General features: G+C 60.6%; 20 protein-coding genes. 10 read left to right on the top strand and 10 right to left on the bottom strand.

Features of this window, described 5'->3' with window-relative positions; all coding sequences use genetic code 11:
• Positions 1-165 precede the first annotated feature (165 nt).
• Positions 166-1,122, bottom strand: coding sequence for an IS1595 family transposase (locus QQJ96_RS17435; RefSeq protein WP_284333300.1), 957 nt, complete (start codon positions 1,120-1,122; stop codon positions 166-168).
• Positions 1,123-1,538: 416 nt separating this feature from the next.
• Here QQJ96_RS17435 and QQJ96_RS17430 point away from each other — a divergent pair, with 416 nt between their 5' ends.
• A complete protein-coding gene (locus QQJ96_RS17430) occupies positions 1,539-2,522 on the top strand; it encodes a GlxA family transcriptional regulator (RefSeq protein WP_284333299.1) in 984 nt (327 codons plus the stop codon).
• A 123-nt stretch (positions 2,523-2,645) separates the two neighbouring features.
• Positions 2,646-3,638, top strand: coding sequence for an alpha/beta fold hydrolase (locus QQJ96_RS17425; RefSeq protein ID WP_284333298.1), 993 nt, complete (start codon positions 2,646-2,648; stop codon positions 3,636-3,638).
• Here QQJ96_RS17425 and QQJ96_RS17420 read toward each other — a convergent pair whose 3' ends face one another.
• The 4 genes from QQJ96_RS17420 to QQJ96_RS17405 form a co-directional block, all read right to left on the bottom strand.
• On the bottom strand, positions 3,639-4,364 hold the full coding sequence (locus tag QQJ96_RS17420) for a carbonic anhydrase (RefSeq protein ID WP_284333297.1): 726 nt from the start codon (positions 4,362-4,364) through the stop codon (positions 3,639-3,641). It lies immediately after the preceding gene.
• A 208-nt stretch (positions 4,365-4,572) separates the two neighbouring features.
• Positions 4,573-5,238 carry a DUF3313 domain-containing protein gene (locus QQJ96_RS17415; protein WP_284333296.1) on the bottom strand — a complete coding sequence of 222 codons (666 nt, stop codon included), beginning with the start codon at positions 5,236-5,238 and terminating at the stop codon, positions 4,573-4,575.
• Positions 5,239-5,257: 19 nt separating this feature from the next.
• Positions 5,258-5,581: a hypothetical protein gene (locus tag QQJ96_RS17410; RefSeq protein WP_284333295.1), complete on the bottom strand. Its 324-nt coding sequence runs from the start codon at positions 5,579-5,581 to the stop codon at positions 5,258-5,260.
• 39 nt (positions 5,582-5,620) lie between these two features.
• Positions 5,621-6,454, bottom strand: a complete 834-nt coding sequence (locus QQJ96_RS17405) for a sterol desaturase family protein (RefSeq protein ID WP_284333294.1) — start codon at positions 6,452-6,454, stop codon at positions 5,621-5,623.
• Between the two features lie 275 nt (positions 6,455-6,729).
• Between QQJ96_RS17405 and QQJ96_RS17400 the strand changes: the two genes are divergently transcribed.
• From QQJ96_RS17400 to fdxA, 8 genes are all read left to right on the top strand, one after another.
• Positions 6,730-7,452: a response regulator gene (locus QQJ96_RS17400; protein WP_284333293.1), complete on the top strand. Its 723-nt coding sequence runs from the start codon at positions 6,730-6,732 to the stop codon at positions 7,450-7,452.
• Positions 7,445-8,767, top strand: a complete 1,323-nt coding sequence (locus tag QQJ96_RS17395) for an ATP-binding protein (protein ID WP_284333292.1) — start codon at positions 7,445-7,447, stop codon at positions 8,765-8,767. Before QQJ96_RS17400 ends, QQJ96_RS17395 begins: the two co-directional genes overlap by 8 nt.
• A 141-nt stretch (positions 8,768-8,908) precedes the next feature.
• Positions 8,909-9,196, top strand: a complete 288-nt coding sequence (locus QQJ96_RS17390; protein ID WP_284333291.1) for an EF-hand domain-containing protein — start codon at positions 8,909-8,911, stop codon at positions 9,194-9,196.
• A 241-nt stretch (positions 9,197-9,437) separates the two neighbouring features.
• A complete protein-coding gene (locus QQJ96_RS17385; RefSeq protein WP_284333290.1) occupies positions 9,438-10,178 on the top strand; it encodes a hypothetical protein in 741 nt (246 codons plus the stop codon).
• Between the two features lie 183 nt (positions 10,179-10,361).
• Positions 10,362-11,147, top strand: a complete 786-nt coding sequence (locus QQJ96_RS17380; protein ID WP_284333289.1) for a helix-turn-helix domain-containing protein — start codon at positions 10,362-10,364, stop codon at positions 11,145-11,147.
• Positions 11,148-11,324: 177 nt separating this feature from the next.
• Positions 11,325-13,661 (top strand): nitric-oxide reductase large subunit, encoded by a 2,337-nt coding sequence (locus QQJ96_RS17375; RefSeq protein ID WP_284333288.1) that lies wholly within the window; start codon positions 11,325-11,327, stop codon positions 13,659-13,661.
• 485 nt (positions 13,662-14,146) lie between these two features.
• Complete coding sequence (locus QQJ96_RS17370; RefSeq protein ID WP_284333287.1) at positions 14,147-15,340, top strand: NRAMP family divalent metal transporter; 1,194 nt, start codon at positions 14,147-14,149, stop codon at positions 15,338-15,340.
• Between the two features lie 64 nt (positions 15,341-15,404).
• The gene (gene fdxA, locus QQJ96_RS17365) at positions 15,405-15,728 is read left to right on the top strand and encodes a ferredoxin FdxA (RefSeq protein WP_284333286.1); all 324 of its coding nucleotides are present in this window, start codon (positions 15,405-15,407) and stop codon (positions 15,726-15,728) included.
• A gap of 5 nt (positions 15,729-15,733) precedes the next feature.
• Here the strand turns inward: fdxA and QQJ96_RS17360 are convergent, their stop codons facing one another.
• From QQJ96_RS17360 to QQJ96_RS17340, 5 genes are all read right to left on the bottom strand, one after another.
• On the bottom strand, positions 15,734-16,144 hold the full coding sequence (locus QQJ96_RS17360; RefSeq protein ID WP_284333285.1) for a hypothetical protein: 411 nt from the start codon (positions 16,142-16,144) through the stop codon (positions 15,734-15,736).
• Between the two features lie 187 nt (positions 16,145-16,331).
• Positions 16,332-17,420, bottom strand: coding sequence for an alkene reductase (locus tag QQJ96_RS17355; RefSeq protein WP_284333284.1), 1,089 nt, complete (start codon positions 17,418-17,420; stop codon positions 16,332-16,334).
• A gap of 76 nt (positions 17,421-17,496) precedes the next feature.
• A complete protein-coding gene (locus QQJ96_RS17350) occupies positions 17,497-18,198 on the bottom strand; it encodes an SDR family oxidoreductase (RefSeq protein WP_284333283.1) in 702 nt (233 codons plus the stop codon).
• A gap of 100 nt (positions 18,199-18,298) precedes the next feature.
• Positions 18,299-18,745 carry an Ohr family peroxiredoxin gene (locus QQJ96_RS17345; RefSeq protein ID WP_284333282.1) on the bottom strand — a complete coding sequence of 149 codons (447 nt, stop codon included), beginning with the start codon at positions 18,743-18,745 and terminating at the stop codon, positions 18,299-18,301.
• Between the two features lie 105 nt (positions 18,746-18,850).
• The gene (locus tag QQJ96_RS17340; RefSeq protein ID WP_284333281.1) at positions 18,851-19,297 is read right to left on the bottom strand and encodes an Ohr family peroxiredoxin; all 447 of its coding nucleotides are present in this window, start codon (positions 19,295-19,297) and stop codon (positions 18,851-18,853) included.
• Positions 19,298-19,340 lie beyond the last annotated feature (43 nt).

Raw genomic sequence — 19,340 nt, 5'->3', positions numbered from 1 at the left:
ACGCCGCCAGGATCTCCCCTGTCTAAATCACCAGCTGAGACTCGACGCTAATCAGGTGCTTGCAGGGGAGGGTTGGGGTGGGGTTGCACGAGCTTGCCGCACTGTTGAAGTTCACCGCGAGGTTGCTTCACCCCACCCCAGCCCTCCCCTACTACACGTACCTGATTAGCGTCGAGTCTCAGCTGGGTTTCGTAAATCCTGCTCGGTCCTCGGGCAGGATTTCACGAGCGCTCCGGCCAGGCGCAGGATCATGGCGGGTAGATCCAGGCGTCGATTGAAGCGATACGCATGCGCGTGCAGGTAGCGTGTGGCGTATTTGGCGAATTTCAGCGCGTGATGGGTGCCACTGAGCGCGGTTTTGAGGTTGCTCAGGAGCGTGTTGACCCAATTCAATCGGGGTTCGCCGGCAGCTTTGCGACCGCGGCCGGTCACGATGGGCTCATGCGGCACGCCGGCCCAGGTCACGCCGGTAAAGGCCGTCAAGCCATCGCTCACGACACAAGCCCCGGGTGCTAAGACCTGTTGCGCCCATTCATGCACCACGCTGCGCCGAAAACTGGAGACGATATCGAACCGAGCCACCGTCGGCTCACCCTTTCGAGTCGCGATGGCGGCAATAAAAGGGATCTTGTTGTCCCACTGCGGCTCCCCCGGCCCACGTGCTCGCTCGCCGCCCAGGTAGGCATCATCGATCTGCACCATACCGGTGAGCTGGCGGGAAGCCTCTCGGTCGGCCATCACGGCCATCAACGTGTGCTTGATGCGCCAGGCCGTGCGGTAACACACGCCCAGTTGGCGCGCTAACTCCAAGGCGGCGATGCCATTTTTGGACTGGGTCACTAGGTAGATGGCTAGCCACCATGTTCGCAATGGCAGCTTTGTTACAGCCAACGGCGTACCGGCCGTCACGCTCGTCTGCGTGCGGCAGCGCGTGCATTGCCACAACCATTGGCGACCTCGTTGAAACCGCGATGCCTGCCTATGCTCGCAACGCGGGCAGACAAAACCACGAGGCCAGCGGGCTTGGACTAAGGCATCCAGACACTGCTCTTCGGTACCGTAGCGGCGAAAGAACGCAGATAAAGACAATCCAGGCTGAAACTGCACGCGATTCATAGGCATGGCGGCGCCTCCACAGAGAACGCCGCCAGGATCTCCCCTGTCTAAATCACCAGCTGAGACTCGACGCTAATCAGGTACACGTAGGGGAGGGAGCAAGTGCTCGTCAGCTGATGCATGGCGCTAGTCAAGTAAACGAGAAGTGCCAGCGTAGGTTCGCTGTCGTAGGCGGTCACTGGGTGGCAGCGACAGATCAAAGGGCCATTTCGCCACGTATCAGCAGGTAACATGGGCGATCGCGCCAATCTTGTTGGCTCAGCCGCCATGGCTACACTTACGGCCTCCCAGCAGCATACTGAAAAGATTAGCTATTTTTGAAACGACGGCGGACCACCACGCGCGCACCAAGCCAATGGCATGCTTGACGCCCAGGGCAAAATCGCCACGCTTGCTGCATCGTACGATCGAAGGAAACCAACATGCGCGTCGCCATTCTTGCTTATGACGGATGCATGGGTGCCGAGGTGCTTGGCCTGTCGGACATCCTGCTGGTGGCCAACCGCATCAGCATGATGCGCACGCCGGATGCGCCGCCGCCCTTCTCTGTGACGATCATCGGTACGCGTGCCGGGCAGGTTCGCCTTGCGGGTGGCACGCAGCTATTGGTTGCGGCGCCATCGCCCTTCGACTTGTTGGTGGTGCCTGCCTTCGATATCAACAGCGCCGATGACATCGCCTCGGCACTTGCCGACCTCGACGAGGAAAAAGCCCTCATTCGTCGTGCCGCAGGGCAACGCAAGGTGGCCTCCATTTGCGGCGGCAGTCTGCTCTTGGCTGATGCGGGCATTTTGGACGGGCGACAGGCCACCACCGCCTGGGCGTTTGCCGGGGAAATGGCTCGGCGTTACCCCAAGGTCGAAGTGATTCCCGATGCGGTGCTTGTCCGTGCTGGCGAGATCGTTACGTCGGGCGCATTCACGGCCTATGGCGATCTTGCCCTGCAATTGATCCGTGACTGCGCGGGCACCAGCCTGGCCCGTGCCGTGGGCCGTTTCAGTCTTATCGATCACCGTCCGCGCAGTCAGGCGACTTACTTGGACCGTCGCCTCAGCCACCGGCGGCGCGAGTCCTTCGCACGCGCGGTCAGCGCTTGGCTTGAACAACGCATCACCGAGCGCTATCGATTGGAAACGCTGGCAGAGGCATTCAATCTTTCCAGCCGCACCCTGCTGCGCAAGTTCCGTGCGGAAACGGGGCGTTCGCCGCTTGAATTGCTGCAGGACCTGCGGGTGGAAAAAGCCAAGCTGCTGCTTGAGACCACCACGCTCGGCGTGGCCCAGGTAGCGTCCGAAGTGGGTTATCTCGATGTGGCAACGTTCTCGCGATTGTTTGCCCGTCGCACGCAGCTGACGCCCGCCGCTTTCCGCAAGCGCTTCAAGGCCATCGACGTCAGCGTGTTCTGACACCATGGGATTGGCGAACTCGACCATCATTCTGTCCATCGCGCCCGATCCAGCCGCCGACGGCGATTGCTAGCATCCATTGACCGCACAAGTGTGCATGCCAACCCATCATGGACAAAAGCCATGTCGGCAAACCCTACCGGGACACCAAGCTGGATCTTGCCCAGCTATCAGCTGCATATGTTGCGTGCCGGCATGCGACTGCTTGCGGCCATCCATCCTGGCTATGCCGCCACCTTGATGGATCGCATCTGGTTCGCGGCACCGCGGCGAAAGCCGCGCGAGACGGAGCAAGCCCTATTGAATCAGGGCTCATGTATTTCGTTTGATGTGCATGGTCAGCGCGTAGCGGCGTGGGCCTGGGGCGAGGATGGCCCGACAGTCGTCCTGCTGCATGGCTGGGGAGGCCATGCCGGCCAGATGAGCGCGTTCGTTGCTCCACTACGCCAGGCCGGATTTCGCGTCGTTGCCTTCGACGCGCCTGCGCATGGCGCGTCGGCCAACAGCCGGCACGGTGGCCGGCGGGTGACCTTCTTCGAATTCGCCGATGCGCTGCAAACCGTGACGGCTCGTGAATCAGCCATCGTCGGCATCATTGCCCATTCCGGCGGCTGCACCGCTGTATCGCTGGCGCTGCGCGCCGGATGGAAAGCGCCGGCCAACATAGTCTTCGTCGCACCGTTTGCACAGCCGCAGCACGCCGTCGCCGATTTCGCACGCATGCTTGGCACCACCGAAGAGGTCATCGCCAGTTTCGTCCGCAAGGTGGAACATTGGCTGGGCCATCCCTGGTCCTTTCTGGATATCACCACTTTGGAAGACTCGCACAAATGGCGACGCCTGCTGGTGATCCACGATGAGCAAGACTATGACGTGCCGCTGGCGCAGGCGAATGCACTGGCCGATTCATGGCCTTCGGCGCAACTCGTGGTGACACGCGGACTCGGGCATCGGCGCGTACTGCGTGACGCATCGGTGGTGGATCGAGTACTCGCCTTTCTATGTGACGAACCGACCGCCAACGCTGCTAGACACACTGCCCATACACGCGCGGACCTTGATGCTGCCTATGAGGCGCTCGTTGCATACGGTTCGGGCATGCACGCTCAACGTTGACTAGGTTTGGCGGACCAAGACCTTGCCAGTGGCCAGCTCATACACCGCACCCACCACTTTGACACTGCCACTGCGAACGGCTTCAGATATCACAGGCTGCGCAGAAGCTACGCGCAACACGTTGTAATCCACGTTGGCGCCAATTGCCTTGGCGAGCATATCGGTGCCGCCGGCCCCTACCGCTGTGGCGACGCCCGGACGTACCGCGTCGACGATGTCCCAGATATGTCCGGGTAGCGGCGCCGGCTGTTTGATCTCGTTGATCGTCGCCTTGATCGCGCCGCATTCGGAATGTCCCAGCACCATGATCAGCGGTGTCTTGAGCACGCCTACCGCGTATTCGAGGCTGGCCAGGCCGTCAGCGCTGAGGTAATTACCGGCCGTGCGTATGACGAAAATATCGCCCGGCCCCTGATCGAACACCAGTTCCGGCGCCACGCGCGAATCGGCGCAGCCCAGGATGGCGGCAATAGGGTATTGCGCCTTCGCACGCGCCGCGCGTCCGGAAGAGAAATCCTTGGCGCCGAGCTGGTTGGCGGCATAGCGCGCATTGCCTTGCATCAGCCGGCGTAGTGCCGCATCGGGTGAGATGGCGTTCTGCGGTGGCGAGGCATCCGCATAAGCGTTCAGGGGAGGAAGGAAGCCCAATGCCAGCAGTCCCAGACCGGCTTCCAGAAATCGACGGCGCGATGGCACGACATGATCGCGGGTGAGTTGATCGCACATGGTAAGCCTCCACTTCGGTGTCAACACGAGGTGGCACGTCCCTGGTCGTGCCGCGCCGGGCGGGCGGTGGATGGCGGCGACGCTCGCGCCGGTATAGATGCAAGCAAGCGCTTTTGCAAGACCCGGGGCAAAAAGGGCACGGATGCCAACGCACCCTGCCCTTTTTCCTGACGGGCGTACTCGGCCGTGTAGTGTGAAATCGGAGTCTTCACTGGAGCTGCGTCAACAACGCCTTGGCGCCTTTCTTGATGCCTGTTTCGGCAGCGCTCAAGGTGCCCAGACTGGCGGAGATGTTTTCAGCCGCCGGGTACTGCTTGGTGACAAACGCCCGCAGCAATCGATCGCTTTGGCTGTCATAGATTTCCACGGCATAGGTGACCGATCCGAGCGACCTGGACGGTTTATCGGCCGCACTTTTCAGGGTGCCAAGCACTGCGCCAACCGGCACGATCTGCTGGACCGTGCCCAGCACCGGCGCGCTGGAAGAGGCGCCGGTTAGGGTGAGATGGATTCGCAGGGTGTCCGGTCCGGCGACCGATGTCAGCGCATACTTCTGCCCGAGCACCTGGCTGAATTGCGTCTGCATGCAGTCGGCAAGCTGCTGCCTTTGGTCCGCACTCAGCGTTCCGAACTGCTGATCTTCGCCGCCGTAGACCGTTACCGTATCAAGCATGATCCGGGTATACCTGGCCAGCTGCGCATCCGGGGAGGAGTAATAGAACGGGATATGTCCGTTCTCGTCCTGCGGGTTCGGGGCCAACTGTGCGGTGGAATCCAGGCTTCGGTATTGAACCGGCGCGGTGGTCGCACAGCCAGCCAGACCAATCATGCAAAGCACCGGCAACACGCATCGCAATACACTTCGTTTCTTCATGGACAATTCCTTCCCTGGCTTACGGCACGTAGTTGTGCGTGCTGGGCACGTAGATGGCTTTCGCCGTCGGATATACGGTTACCGTTGGCAATGTGTACACCACTCGCGCCGGCGGTGGCGCCACAGGAGCCACTGCAATAGTTGCCGTCGGAGCGACTACTACACGGGTATAGCAACAGGGAGCAGGTTGAATGCCCCAATAGGGACCGGTCGTATGAACGGTGGTTGCGGCATAAGCTGGTGTTGCCGAATGAGTGACAACAGTGGCGGCGTAGGCGGAAGGCAGCTGCACGCTGATTCCCACTGCAAATGCAGCTGTAAGCAAGTAACGGTTTGTGTTCATGACAAGCATTTCTCTTGGGGACGGATAGACAAGCGGGATTTAGGGACGGCCCAGTGCGATGCGTGCGGCTGCGTACCAGTTGGGCGCACGGCGAAGATCTGCCAGCAGGCGGCGCCATTCGCCAAACACGATCCCGATCGGGTTATGCGTGCCCAGCGGATGATCAAGGCCATAGCGCAGGGGCTCGTCTTCGCGTTCGGCCGCGAAAGTGCCGAACATGCGGTCGAAAATGATCAGCGCGCCGCCGTAGTTCTTGTCGATATAGGGTGCATTGGAAGCGTGATGAACACGGTGGTGCGCAGGCGTATTGAGGACCCACTCCAGCGGACCGAGGTTGACGCGCGCTTCGGTGTGCAGGAAGAACTGGAAGCGTAGATCCAGCGCAAGCAGGATGATGACCATGCGCGGGTCGAACCCTAAGAACATTACCGGCAGATACACCAGCCAGCCGGCCGAGATCAGGTTCGTCCAGCCCAGGCGAATGGCCGAAAGCAAGGTCATCTCCTCCGGCGTGTGGTGCACGGCGTGGCTAGCCCACATCCAGCGCACTTCGTGGCTCAGGCGGTGGTACCAGTAGTAGGCGAACTCCACCACAAAGAAGCCGATGACCCAGACACGCCAGTCATGCATGGAGAAATGCCATGGCGCGAAATGCCAAACCAATCCAAACACCGGCGCGAGGATCAACGCGGTCAAGCCGTCGGTGAGGGTGTGGCCCAGGGCGATGAGCAGCGTGCTGCCGGAGCTAAGAAAGTTGTAACCCTTGCCGGCCACCAGCAGGCGCCATAGCATTTCGATCGCGACGAGGGCCGCGGCAAGCGGTAGAAAGCCGGGTATATGGACCGACTGGAAGTGATGCAGGAAGTTTGACATGGCGGTACTCGGAGTCAGGGCGGGAGCGAGCGGGAGGTCTTGCGCTGGGTGAACAGCCTGGTCCTGACTCGTAACTTGGCAATGTCCGCTGCCGCCGACTTTGTAAGAGCTTGTGACATCAAGCCAGATGATTGTTCTTATTAGGAAAAATGCCAGAATCCATGGCCCTGCGGCCTGGCGTGACGATCGGATTCATGCCGACCGGACGGCCTGTACCGAGGTAGGCGAGTGGCATAATGGCCGCGCCGTAACACAGACGGGGGAGACTTAGGTCCGTGAACGAGCGCCCACCGCGCGTCATCGTGCTGGACGATGATGCTGAATTGCGCAACATGCTGCGCCGCTACCTGACCGATAACGGTTTCCAGGTCCAGGCCATCGATAGTTCCGAGCAACTGGATCGTTTATTGCAGCGCGAGCCGTTCGACGCCTTGGTGCTGGACTTGATGATGCCGGGCGAAGATGGCCTTTCGGTCTGCCGCCGCTTACGCGCGAGCGGGCAGACCATTCCCATTCTCATGCTGACCGCACGTGGCGACTCCGTCGATCGCATTGTCGGTTTGGAAATGGGCGCGGACGATTACCTGCCCAAAACAGCCGAACCGCGCGAGCTGGTGGCGCGGCTCAATGCAATGCGCCGCCGCCAGCAGATGCTGCACAGCACGCAGGTGTGGGGCAATGATGAGGTCACCGAATTTGGCCCCTTCACGCTCAATATTTCGCGCATGGAGCTACAGCGTGAGGGCGAAGCCATTCCGCTCACCAATATGGAATTTCAATTGCTGCGTGTGTTTGCCGCCAATCCGCGCCGTCCGATGAGCCGTGATCACCTGCAGGACAAGGTCAAAGGCAAGGATTACGAGGCCATGGACCGCAGCCTGGACGTACAGATCTCGCGTCTCAGGCGCAAGATAGAAGATGACCCTGCCGCGCCGCGTTATATCCGAACGGTATGGGGCGTCGGCTATATGTTCACGCCGGATGGCGGTCATGCTTAGGCTGCGTCTGTGGCCGCGTTCGCTGTTCAGCCGCAATCTGCTGTTGCTACTGGGATTGATTGCGGTCGCACAGATGTCCACGATCGTGCTTTACCTGTTGCTCCAGCGCCCCCGGGTCATCGAGGTAGCGCAATTGGTCGCCACTCAGGCGAACATGCTCGATGCAGCACTTTCACAGGTTCCGGCGAATGACCGCGAAGCCTATGTGGCGCGATTGAACCGCGTCGGCTTGATCAGCGCCCAGCTCGCAGAGCCGCCACCGGAGAATGCCGACTACCGTACGCCTTTGGCGAAGCTGTTCATTGGAGAAGTGCGGCGAAACCTGGCCAGGGGAATCGTCCTTCGCCTGAGCAGTGCGCCGAGCCTGGTGATCTGGGTGCGCATGAATGTCAGTGGCGCGCCCTATTGGATCAAGCTGCCCATCAACGCCCTGCTTCCTTATCGTTGGCTCACCTCGGCGTTGGTGCTGTGGTTTAGCCTGGCGGTTTCCGCCGCGCTTGGCGCGCTGTTGATCCAGCGGCGCATCAATAGTCCACTGCGCGACCTTGCCAACGCCGCGCAGAATGTCGGCTCCGGCGGCCGGCCGGAGCGCTTGCCGACCTACCATGCCACCGAACTGGCGATCGTGGCAAAGCAGTTCAATGCCATGATGGACAACCTGGAAGAGATGGAAGCGAGCCGCACCGTCATGCTGGCCGGCATTTCGCACGATATCCGCTCGCCGCTGGCCAAGTTGCGGCTCATGTTGGCGATTGACGAGCGTGGTCGCGAATTGCCCGTGGGCCAGTATATCGACCAGATCGATGCCATCATTGGCCAGTTCATCGACTTCGGCCGCGTGAGTAGCGACGAAGGACTGATCGAGGGCGAATTGAACACCTTGGTGGAACAGCTCGCCTTCGAGTTTTCCGAACGTGGCCATGTGTTCACCTTACAGCTCGATCCACTGCCGGCCTGGTCATTCCGGCCGATCGCCATGATGCGGCTGGTGCAGAACCTGATGGAGAACGCCGTGAAGTACGGCGGGGTCGGCCTGGAGGTACACACTTATAGGGAGCACGACACGATCGTGCTGGCGGTATTCGACCGTGGCCCTGGCCTGTCCGAAGGCGATGAGGTGCGCTTGCTGCAGCCGTTCACGCGGGGCGATATCGGGCGCTCCAACATCAGCGGCTCGGGACTGGGGCTGGCCATTGTCGATCGTGTGGCGCGTTTGCATGGCGGCCGGCTGCAATTGATCCGCCGGCAGCCTAACGGCCTGGAAGCGCGTGTGGTGTTATCGCTCACCAGGTCGATGGCGGATACCGTAGCTTAGGCGCTGTTACAAGCTGAAACATCTTCGTCCATGCGGGCAATACTTGCCCCACATCTCGCACTTAGCATGATCTTTGTCGGCCGACTTCCCTGGCCGGCGTGGCCCCCTCTGCGGCCACCCCTTCGCTACAGGACCCTTTTCATGCGCAAAACGTATTCCCTCTTTCTGGCGGCGTTGCTGCTCCCGGCCATCGCGATGGCCGCGCCGCAAACCGACATCTCCTCCCCGCGCGCGCAACAGATGATGCAGATGCTGCAACAGAGGTTCGATGCCGCCGATACCAATCATGACGGCAAGCTCAGCCTGGCCGAGGCCAAGGCCGGCATGCCGCGCATCGCACAGCATTTTGACGAAATCGACACGAATCACCAAGGCTACATCACGCTTGACCAGATCAAGGCTTTCGCGGCCAGCCGCGCCGACCACTGAGCACACTTTTTGGCAAGACGGCATCAGCACCTCCGTCCCCTCCCCCGCCTGCTGCCGTCTTGCCCCCTTCACGCTGATCCAAACACCACGCAAGTGGTGTTTTTTTTTGCGCTGGAATGGATTTGAGACGAGCAAAGCTTCGTAGCAAGGCATGGCTGTAACACGTGCTTACATTTGTCGTCGTGGCCTACATAACCTAGTTAGATCCTTCATCCAGCATAGCTCCTCGTCGGGACTGGTCATGTCGACCTCCCCTTTTTGGCAGGTGAATTTGAGAATGCGCGTACTACCCACTTTGAAATCCCTATTGGCTGGCGCCGTACTGTTTGCGGCTGTTGGCGTGGCCGCCAACGCTTCGGCGCAAACCCGCTTGCATGGAATGAATGCGCATGGTGAGCACGGCAGTGCAGGAGGCGGCGGCTACACCAACTGGTCAGGCGGCGCCACAACGCATCAAGGCCGGCACTGGGCCGATGGTGTGAATGGCGGCAATTTCAGCGGCCACAACAGCTACAGCAAAAACCCGGATGGCTCGGCCCTGGCCAATTTTTCCAATGCCGGCCATACGTCGGCCGGTGGCAACTTCGCGGGCAATGGATCGTATTCGCGCGGTACTAACGGCAGCTGGTCAGGCAACAGCCAGTCCAGCGGCAGCGGTCCGCATGGCAGCTACGCAACCTCGACCAGTACGGCCAATGGGGTAACCACCCACACCGCAACCGCCACCAATGCGAACGGCCAGACGTATGACCACAGCGGTACTTATACGCAAGGTCAAGGCTACAATCGCAGCGCTAGCGGTCCGAATGGCAACTACAACACCGCCGTAACCAACAGCAACGGCGCGACGTCGCGTAACACCAACGCGACCAACGCCAGTGGCGCTTCCTATAAAGGCAACACCAGTTACACGCCGGGACAGGGCTACACGCACAGCGCCAGTTGCACCAATGCCAGCGGCGCAACGGTCAGCTGCAACTGAACAAAAGGAAGAATGCCCCGGTTTGCGCAGATTTCGCGAACCGGGTCGCGGTATTTGAAAGCCAGCTCGGCTTAGGCCATGGCGTACGCGTTCTTGATCCGCTTCCTTCGCCGAACTCAATTTGGAGTCACGGCTCTAGTCGCGTACGATGCCATCTGAAAGCCGATACGAGCGTCATGCGCGATGCATTCGAAACTTCCCCCAGGACGATCACCTGGCCCTCCAAACCCGATCGCCGATGATGGCGACGAGGCACATTTCTGCGGAACCTGTGCATTCTCCGAAGCCTGCCTCACAGTGGGTTTCAACAAGCCCGACTTGCGCGAGCTGCAGTGCCTGGTGGAGCACGTCGGGCCGTTCCGGGCCGGCGATTACGTCTTCCGCGCGGGCGATCCGTTCCGCACGATCTTTGCCGTGCGTAGCGGCACCGTAAAGACCTGCATCACCGACAAGGAGGGGCGCGAACAGGTGCTCGGATTTTATCTCCCAGGTGAAGTAGTCGGTCTCAACGCGATCTATCCGGAACGCTTTCCCTGCGATGCGGTGGCCTTGGATACCACGTTCTTTTGCCGTTTTTCGTTCCCGGCCATGAGCGTGCTCGCCGGGCGTATTCCGGCCGTGCAGCAGCATTTGTTCCGGATGCTCAGCAAGGAGATCGGCACCGTCAGTTCCTTGGCCGGCGACCATAGCGCCGACCAGCGCGTGGCCACGTTCCTGTTGGATATTGCCAGTCGCTACGCCACGCTCGGTTTCTCCAGCACGCGCTTTCACCTGAGCATGTCGCGAGGCGATATCGCGAACTATCTGCGCCTTGCTTCGGAGACGGTCAGCCGGGTGCTCACTCGCTTTCGCGCGAAAAACCTCATCCTCATCGAGGGTCGCGAGCTGGAGCTGTTGGACCCGGTGCGATTGCGGGAGATCGCAGAGGAACGCCTGCCGCAGCAAGCCAACCATGGCGATGGCAGTTGATCGCCCCCGGGCATAAGAGCGCGTCGACCAGCCGCTTGGCGCGACCTGGACGCGTCAGGTGCCTGGTTGCGTGAAGGTCCAAGCCAAAATTTCCCATTTCCCTGATCCAGATCAGTGGGGTGATTGAGCGGGCTGCCTAGCATGGGCCCTGTCACCTCCACCAACAGGGACTCTTCGATGGGCATCTCCCCTCTTCCTGCCCAGGCCCAGGCCGGGCCGCAAGACCGTATCAGCAAGATCCTGATCTGGGTCCTGCTATTGGCTACCGTAGCCTGCTGCCTGGGCATGGCTGCCGCGACCCGTACCACCTACCAGCAGTCGGCGCCCATACCGCAACGGATGAACTCACCCGACGGCGCTCAGGTCATGAGTTATGCCGACATCGTGGCTGGCAAGGCCGGCTTTCAAAAGGCCGACCTGATGGACTATGGCAGCCTTTACGGCATGGGCTCTGCCTTTGGTGAAGACTACACCGCCCAATACCTGGTGGAGCTGGCTAAGGAAGTCCGTAACAATCTCGCCCTGTCACACTACGCCAAACCCTTCGATGCGATCGCGGCCGAGCAGCAATCGGCGATCACCAGCGAAATGCAGGCCCAGCTCAGGGGCATCGACCTGACCCAGGCGCAGGTCGTGCTGCCTGATGCGGTAGCGAACGCGATCGGCACGTTGCGCGTGCGCATCAGTACATCGCTGCGCAGCGACGACTTCATCAAGGGCTATACGGGCGCGCGCGCGTTGGACGCCGCCAGCGCCGGCCAGACGGCCACGTTCCTGCTCTATTCGTCGCTGACCACGGTGGCCCGCCGCCCGGGCAAGGACTACTCCTGGACCAGTAATTGGCCGTCCGAACCCCTGGTCGGGAATACCCCTACTTCATCGACCTTCGTCTGGACCTGGGCTTCCTTCACCATGGTGTTCTTTGCCATCGGCGCGGTACTGGTGATCTTCCGCCTGTGGATCGAACCGAAGGCCGCCCACGAGACCTTTGAACCGGCGCTCGATCGCTTCAAGGCACCCACGCCCAGCCAGAAGGCATTGTGGAAGTATTTCCTGGTGGTCGCGGGTGTGTTGCTGGTGCAGATCCTTGCTGGCTCGATCATGGCCCACTACTACACCGACCGCGTCAGCTTCTATGGTATCGACGTCGGCAAATGGTTGCCGTTCGCCTTCCTTCGCAGCGTCCATTTGCAGGCACCGATCGTATGGATCGGAGTGAGCTGGATTGGCGCGGGCCTGTTCCTGGCGCCGCTCATCGGCAAGCGCGAACCCACTGGGCAAAAACTGCTGGTCAACCTGATCTTCTGGGTGCTGGTGGTGATCGTGGCCGGTGCCTTGACGGGCGACTATCTGGGCATCATGGGCCTGGTGGACAAGCAATGGTTCTGGTTCGGCAACCAGGGACTTTCCTACCTCGAGCTTGGACGGTTCTGGCAGATCCTGTTCTTCGCCGGCCTGGCGGTGTGGAGCCTGGTGCTGCTGCGTGCATTCTGGCCCACGCTAGCAACGCTCTACCGGCAGGGTGGCCGTTCGCTGTATGGGCTGTTCCGCATCGAGCATCTGCTCTGGGTCAGCACCTTGAGCGTGGCCCTGCTGTATGTGTTCGGCATGATCCCCCTGGGTGCACCCAACCCCTCGTTCTCGATCACCGATTTCTGGCGCTGGTGGGTGGTGCATCTGTGGGTAGAGCTGGCCTTCGAGCTATTCACCGCGTCAGTGACGGGCTACTTCCTGATGGCGCTTGGCCTGGTGTCGCGCCAGATGGTCGAGCGTGCCGTGCTGTTCGAATGGATACTGATCATCATCGGCGGCGTGCTCGGCACCGGTCATCACCTTTACTGGGCGGGCGAACCTGGACTGTGGGTCGGGGTAGGCAGCATGTTCTCGTTCATCGAGGTGCTTCCGCTGGTGCTGCTGGTGCTGGAGGCGATCGAACAGCATCAGCACATCCAGAAAAAACAGCGCTTTCCCTACAAGCTCGCCTATCTTTACATCCTTGGTGCCGCATTCTGGAATTTCGTCGGCGCGGGCGTATTCGGTGGCGGCACGTTGAACGCTCCGCTCATCAACTACTACGAGCACGCGACCTTTCTCACGCTCAATCATGCGCACACCTCCATGTTCGGCGCCTTTGGCCTGTTGGCCATCGGCCTTCTCTATATGGTTCTGCGCTACCTCACCGGCGACCGGGCTTGGAATGACCGTGTAGGCGTGTGGGCGTTCTGGCTCTACAACACCGGCGTGGCGATGTGGATCGCACTCAATTTCTATCCAGTCGGATGGAAACAGTTGGAAGCGGTCTACACGCATGGGTACGCCTACGCGCGCAGCCTGCAGTTCTACGACACCACCAGCTTCTGGCAATGGATGCGCATGCCCGGCGACATCGTGTTCGCGCTGGGCGCCCTGCTGATGGCCTGGGACTTCATCAGCAAGCTGCTCAAATTGCGTGACCAGCAAGCGCAGCCGGAAAGCGTTCCCACTGTCGCGGCGATAGCTGCGCGGAGCGATTGAACTTTCGCCCATTCCCCGAAAAGGGGCTGCACCACCAGCCCCCTTTTCCCGGCGGACACAGGGCTCCAAAAGCCTCCGATCCATGACACCTGGGAGTATCTCGATGTCCCTCTGTTTCGATGGGATTTTCAGCCACGTCGGCGCCGCCGCGAAAGAGCTGAAGCAGCAAGCTTACGACCGCGGTCTTTTGTTTGCCGCAAGACCAATGGGCGGGCGAATGTACGAGCTAAGGGTCATCGTCGGCAGGTTCCCAGGTAACGCCAAACCATGTGGGCACGAGCGTGTCTCGTGCGCAGGCACCCCTAAACGCCGGCACTGTACTGGATGGGCCGATGTGCTGCCGCCAGGCAGCGGCAGTTGGTGAAGGACTGAAGTCCGTACCAGGTGGCCTCCGTGCGAAGTTCCATCCGGCGCAAGTACCCCCCATGCCATCGATAAGCGTCGTCGCGTTGCCACGGCCGACATCCCGTTTGCTACGCTTTGCCATGACGGCGGGGCCCGGCATGGTCGTGATGCTGGCCGATACGGATGCCGGTAGCGTCATTACCGCCGCGCAAAGCGGCGCTGAAACCGGATACCGCCTGTTGCTGTTGCAGGCGCTGATGATCCCGGTGCTGTTCGTGGTCCAGGAGCTGACCGTTCGACTCGGCATTTTCACGCGCCAAGGGCACGGTCACGCCATCCGCCTGCACTTCGGGCCGGCCTGGGCATGGGTTTCCGTAGCGTCCGTGCTGCTTGCCTGTGTCGGCGCGCTTTGTACCGAATTAAGTGGCATAGCCGGCGTGGGAATGCTGTTCGGCATCCGTCCCGGGATCAGTGTGGCCATCGTCGTCCTCGGGCTCACGATCATGGCCTGGCGTGGCTCCTACCTGACGGTGGAACGCATTGCATTGGCCGTCGGCCTGCTCGAATGCGTATTCCTGTATGTCGCCTGGCAGGCAAGACCCGACGTCACGGCCATGGTTTCGCAAGCACTGATCGCCCCGCCCTCGCAAGGCAGATATCTCTACCTCGTCGCAGCGAACATCGGCGCGGTCATCATGCCGTGGATGGTTTTCTACCAGCAGTCCTCGATAGCGGAGAAAGGCCTGGGTTTGAACGAGCTTCGCGCGGCACGCTGGGATACGGCGATCGGATCGGTGATAACCCAGCTGATCATGGCTGCTGTGCTGATCGCTGTCGGCGCGACGATCGGACGTAGCGACCCTGGGCGTCCACTGGACACAGTGCAGCAGATCGTGCACGCGATGACGCCGTTTCTCGGCGCATGGACCGGTACCGTGGCCATTGCATCGGGCATGATCGGGGCGTCGCTGGTGGCGACTATCGTGGTCACGCTGACCGCGGCACGTGCGCTGGGTGAGGTGTTGGGCTTCAAGCACTCCCTTGCCCTTCGCCCCCAAGAAGCCCCCTGGTTCTATGGCTTCTACACGCTGATCCTGGCCCTCGGAGGCACCCTGGTGGCATCGGGCATCAATCTGGTCAAGTTGAGCGTGGCCGTGCAGGTCATGAACGCGCTGCTGCTTCCGGTGGTTCTCGGCTTCCTTTTCATGCTGGCTCGCCGCGCTCTGCCGGAAGCCCACCGCCTCAAGGGAATTTATGCCGCCATCGTGGCAATCACCATAGCCGCGACAGCCGGACTTGGCCTGTTTGCTGGAATCGTCGGCAGCTTGAGCTGATATTTGCGCCCCGTATCGGCAAACCAAGAAAGGCATCCAAACCCCATCTAGGCGCACTTGCAGCATGACCCACGTCGTTGCCGAAAACTGTATCAACTGCAAACACACCGATTGCGTCGAAGTGTGCCCAGTGGACTGTTTCCACGAAGGGCCCAACTTTCTGGTGATCGACCCGAACGAATGCATCGATTGCACGTTGTGCGTGGAGGAGTGCCCGGTGGGCGCCATCTACCCTGAGCTTGACTTGCCCGCCGGTCAGGAAGGCTTCCTGCGCATCAACGCGGAGCTGGCGTTGGAGTGGCCGGTGCTTACCCGCAAAATTCCTGCGATGGAAGACGCGGCCAAATGGGATGGCGTCCCCGACAAGCTGCCTTTACTGAAGCGATAAGCGCTTTACAAGTAGAACATCGTCTTCGCAAGGAAGACGATAACCACCATCAAGAACAGCACGATGCGGTGCGTATGGCGGAAGCGGCATGCATTCATGCGCCCCTGGGCTCCCGCCCACACCGCACTGATGAATATGCCAAGAACCATCAAGGCAAGAGCGACCTTCAAAAGGAGGAAATAACTGAAACGCGCGCCAACGCAGCTCAGGCCATTGCAACGCAGGTCAAACAGCATGCCGCCGCTCAAAAACTGGAGCAACACGACGATGGGCATGAAGCTGCGTACCCGCGCCATGACGGCATGCTCGATCTGCCGCAGGGCTTCGGGGCCGATGCGCTTGTGCAGCGCTTCCAGCACGAATACCTCAAAGGCCGCCGCCCCAACAAACACGATGGCACAGGAAAGATGCAGCAAAACGATCCAGGGATACCAGGAGGCCATGGCCAGCCATGAAGCAGGGCAGGCTCTTATGCTGTACTGCCAAAGGCATGGCTGCCCTGATCTGGATCAGCTAACGCGGCTACCTGCGTTCGAGCGAGCAACGGCGACACATACAAGCAGCCCAACTGATCATCACCCTGGATCCTCCAAACGGCATCGATCAGGCCGCCAGCACAGGATAGTCGGTGTAACCCTTGGGACCGGGGGTGTACAACGTCGCCATGTCTACGGCATTCAGCGCTTGATTCGCGCGCATGCGCTCGACCAGGTCAGGATTGGCTAGGAACGGGCGCGCGAAAGCGATGAGATCTGCATGCCCTGCCCTAAGCGCGTCTTCAGCACTTGTGCGGTCGAAGCCGCCTGCAAGAATAAACAAGCCCTGGAACGCAGCGCGTAGCCGTAATTTGAACTCGGCAGGCACCTGCGGCGCGCCCATGTACGAATCCATGGCCGAATGATCCAGCACATGGACGTACAGCAAGCCAAGTCTCGACAGCTCCTGAGTGAGCGCGACATATTGCGCCTCGACATCGGGAAACGCGCCCGTGCTATTGAACACGCCGTAGGGTGACAGTCGGATCCCGACGCGATGGGCACCAATAGCGCTGGCTGTGGCCCGAGCAACTTCAAGCGCGAAGCGATTACGGGCGTCGATGCTGCCGCCGTAATCATCAGTCCGTTGATTGACATTGGCGTTCAGGAATTGCTCGATCAGGTAGCCGTTCGCGGCATGCAACTCGATACCGTCGAATCCCGCTTCGATGGCGAGTTGAGCGGACTTCGCATACTCACCGATCGCATGGTCGAGGTCGGATTTGCTCATCGCTCGCGGAGTACTGCGCGGCTGCATACCCAGGTTGTCGGTGTACATCTGACCGGGCGATGCATCGGCCGTCGGGCCGAGCACTTCCGCGCCGACAGGAAGGTTCGCTACATGTGACACACGCCCCGCATGCATGAGCTGCACGAAGATCTTGCCGCCTTTGGCATGGACCGCATCGGTGACCAACTTCCATCCGCGTACATGCGCATCATTGAACAGCCCAGGCATGCGTGCGTAGCCAAGGCCGTTGGATGAAGGCGAAGTTCCCTCGACGATGATCAGGCCCGCTGATGACCGCTGGCCGTAGTATTCGGCCATCAGCGCATTAGGGATGTTGGCGTCAACGGCGCGATTGCGCGTCATCGGCGCCATAACCGTGCGATTGGCGAGCTGAATCGACGTGGTGGTGAAAGGCTCGAAAAGCATGAGGGCTACTCGGTAAGTACAGACGGTTCGAAAAGTGTGGTCGGTAGAGGGCGGGCCCGGCGATCGGATGCCTGCTTCAGGGGGTCTGTGGCAAATAGATCGGCCTGGCCGCGGTCAGGCCTTGCTTCACCTGCAGGGAGCGCTCGTCGGCCAACACCTCATCCAGGCCCGATTCGAGTCCATCAAGCGCGCGCTTGACGATCTCTTCGGCACTGGACTTGGGGGCATCGAAACCCCGTGCCAGGTCGGTATCGACGAAGCCCATATGCAGCGCCATTACTTGCGTCTTCTGTGCCGCCAATTCGAGACGCAAGGCATTGGTAAGCGACCAGGCGGCGGACTTGCTTGCCGAATAGGCGGCCATTGAGCCACTGATCCACGAGACGACCGACAGCACATTGAGCAACGCGCCACCGCCGTTGGCCTTGAGGATCGGCGCAAAGGCCTTGCTCACGCTCAACATGCCAAAAAAATTGGTCTCGAAGATGCGTCGCGTGACCTCTTCGCTGTCCGCTGCGAGAAAGCCGCCGGTCTGAGCGATGCCGGCGTTGTTGATCACCAGCGTCACGTCCGGCGCCAGTTCTGCGGCTGCCGCCACCTCGCGTGCGTTGGTGACGTCTAGTCGCAGCGGCTGAACGCCGACTTGCGTAATGGTTGCCGGATCGCGCGCACCGGCGTAGACCTTGCGGGCGCCTCGCGCAAGCAGCTCGCGCGTAAATACCAGGCCGAGCCCGCGATTGGCTCCGGTGACTAGAACGGTTGCGTTCTCAATTTTCATAAGTCTTAACTCCAAGGAAGGTGGAACTGGAGAGCGTCGTCTTTAAGCTCGCCGTGAGCCGGTTCGCCGCGATGACGCGACGAACCGGCTTGGCCGGGCTTCATGCCGTGATCACTTCCGTAACAACTTCGATATTGCCCTTCGTTGCCTGGGAGTACGGGCAGAACTGGTGGACAGCATGGGCAAGCGCTTCCGCGGCGGCCTGCTCCATGCACGGAATACGAAGAGTGAATTTGGCGCCAAGGACCCAAGCCGGGCCGTTCTCGCCAATGTTGACTTGGAGATCAACCGTCGTGTCTTCAGGCAGTGTGATGTTCTTGGTCGAGGCAACGATATTCAGGACGGTGATCCAGCAAGCCGACCATGCGCCTGCGAACAACTGCTCGGCGGTGGGGTGCAGTTCGGCGGCGATGAACTCGTAGTTTTCCCCACCCGCGGCCGACAACTTGATGTCGGCAACGCCGTGTTCGCCGCGTTGAAGCGCGGGATCACGGTTGACCTTGGTGAGGGTTTGGCCGGTGTAGTGGATTTTTTCGATCTTTTTCATGATGCGTTTCTTACAGGGATTGGGGGGATGAATCTGAATAACTCGGTTGAGTCGGCCGTTAGCCGGTTCGTCGCCAATGGCTCAACGAACCGGCTTGGCCACGCTTCAAGCCGTGACAACGTCCATGGCGACTTCGATATTGCCTTCCACTGCCTTGGAGTAAGGGCAGATCTGATGCGCCGCATGGGCAAGCGCTTCGGCAACGGCCTGATTCACGCCCGGAATGCGAATATTGAATTTGGCGCCAAGCACCCACGCCGGGCCGTTTTCACCGATGCTGACCTGGATGTTCACCGTCGTGTCTTGCGGCAGCGCGACCTTCTTCAACGAGGCTGCGATACCGAGGGCAGCGATCCAGCAGGCTGACCATGCCCCCGCGAACAGCTGTTCGGCAGTGGGATGCAACTCGGCGGCGATGAACTCGTAGCTTTGCCCACCCGGTGTCGACAGCTTCATGTCGACAACGCCGTGCTCGCCACGCTGAAGGGCGGGATCGCGGTTGACCTTGGTATGAGTAAGGCCGGTGTAACGAACTTTTTCGATCTTTTTCATGACTGGTTTCTCAATGCTTCGTGGGGTTGGGTTGTGTGTTGCC

The sequence above is a fragment of the Dyella flagellata genome, assembly GCF_030160275.1.
In the GTDB taxonomy this organism is placed as follows: Bacteria; Pseudomonadota; Gammaproteobacteria; order Xanthomonadales; family Rhodanobacteraceae; genus Dyella_B; species Dyella_B flagellata.
The sequence above is the reverse complement of the archived record's forward strand: the minus strand, read 5'-3'. Positions and strand labels throughout refer to the sequence as shown.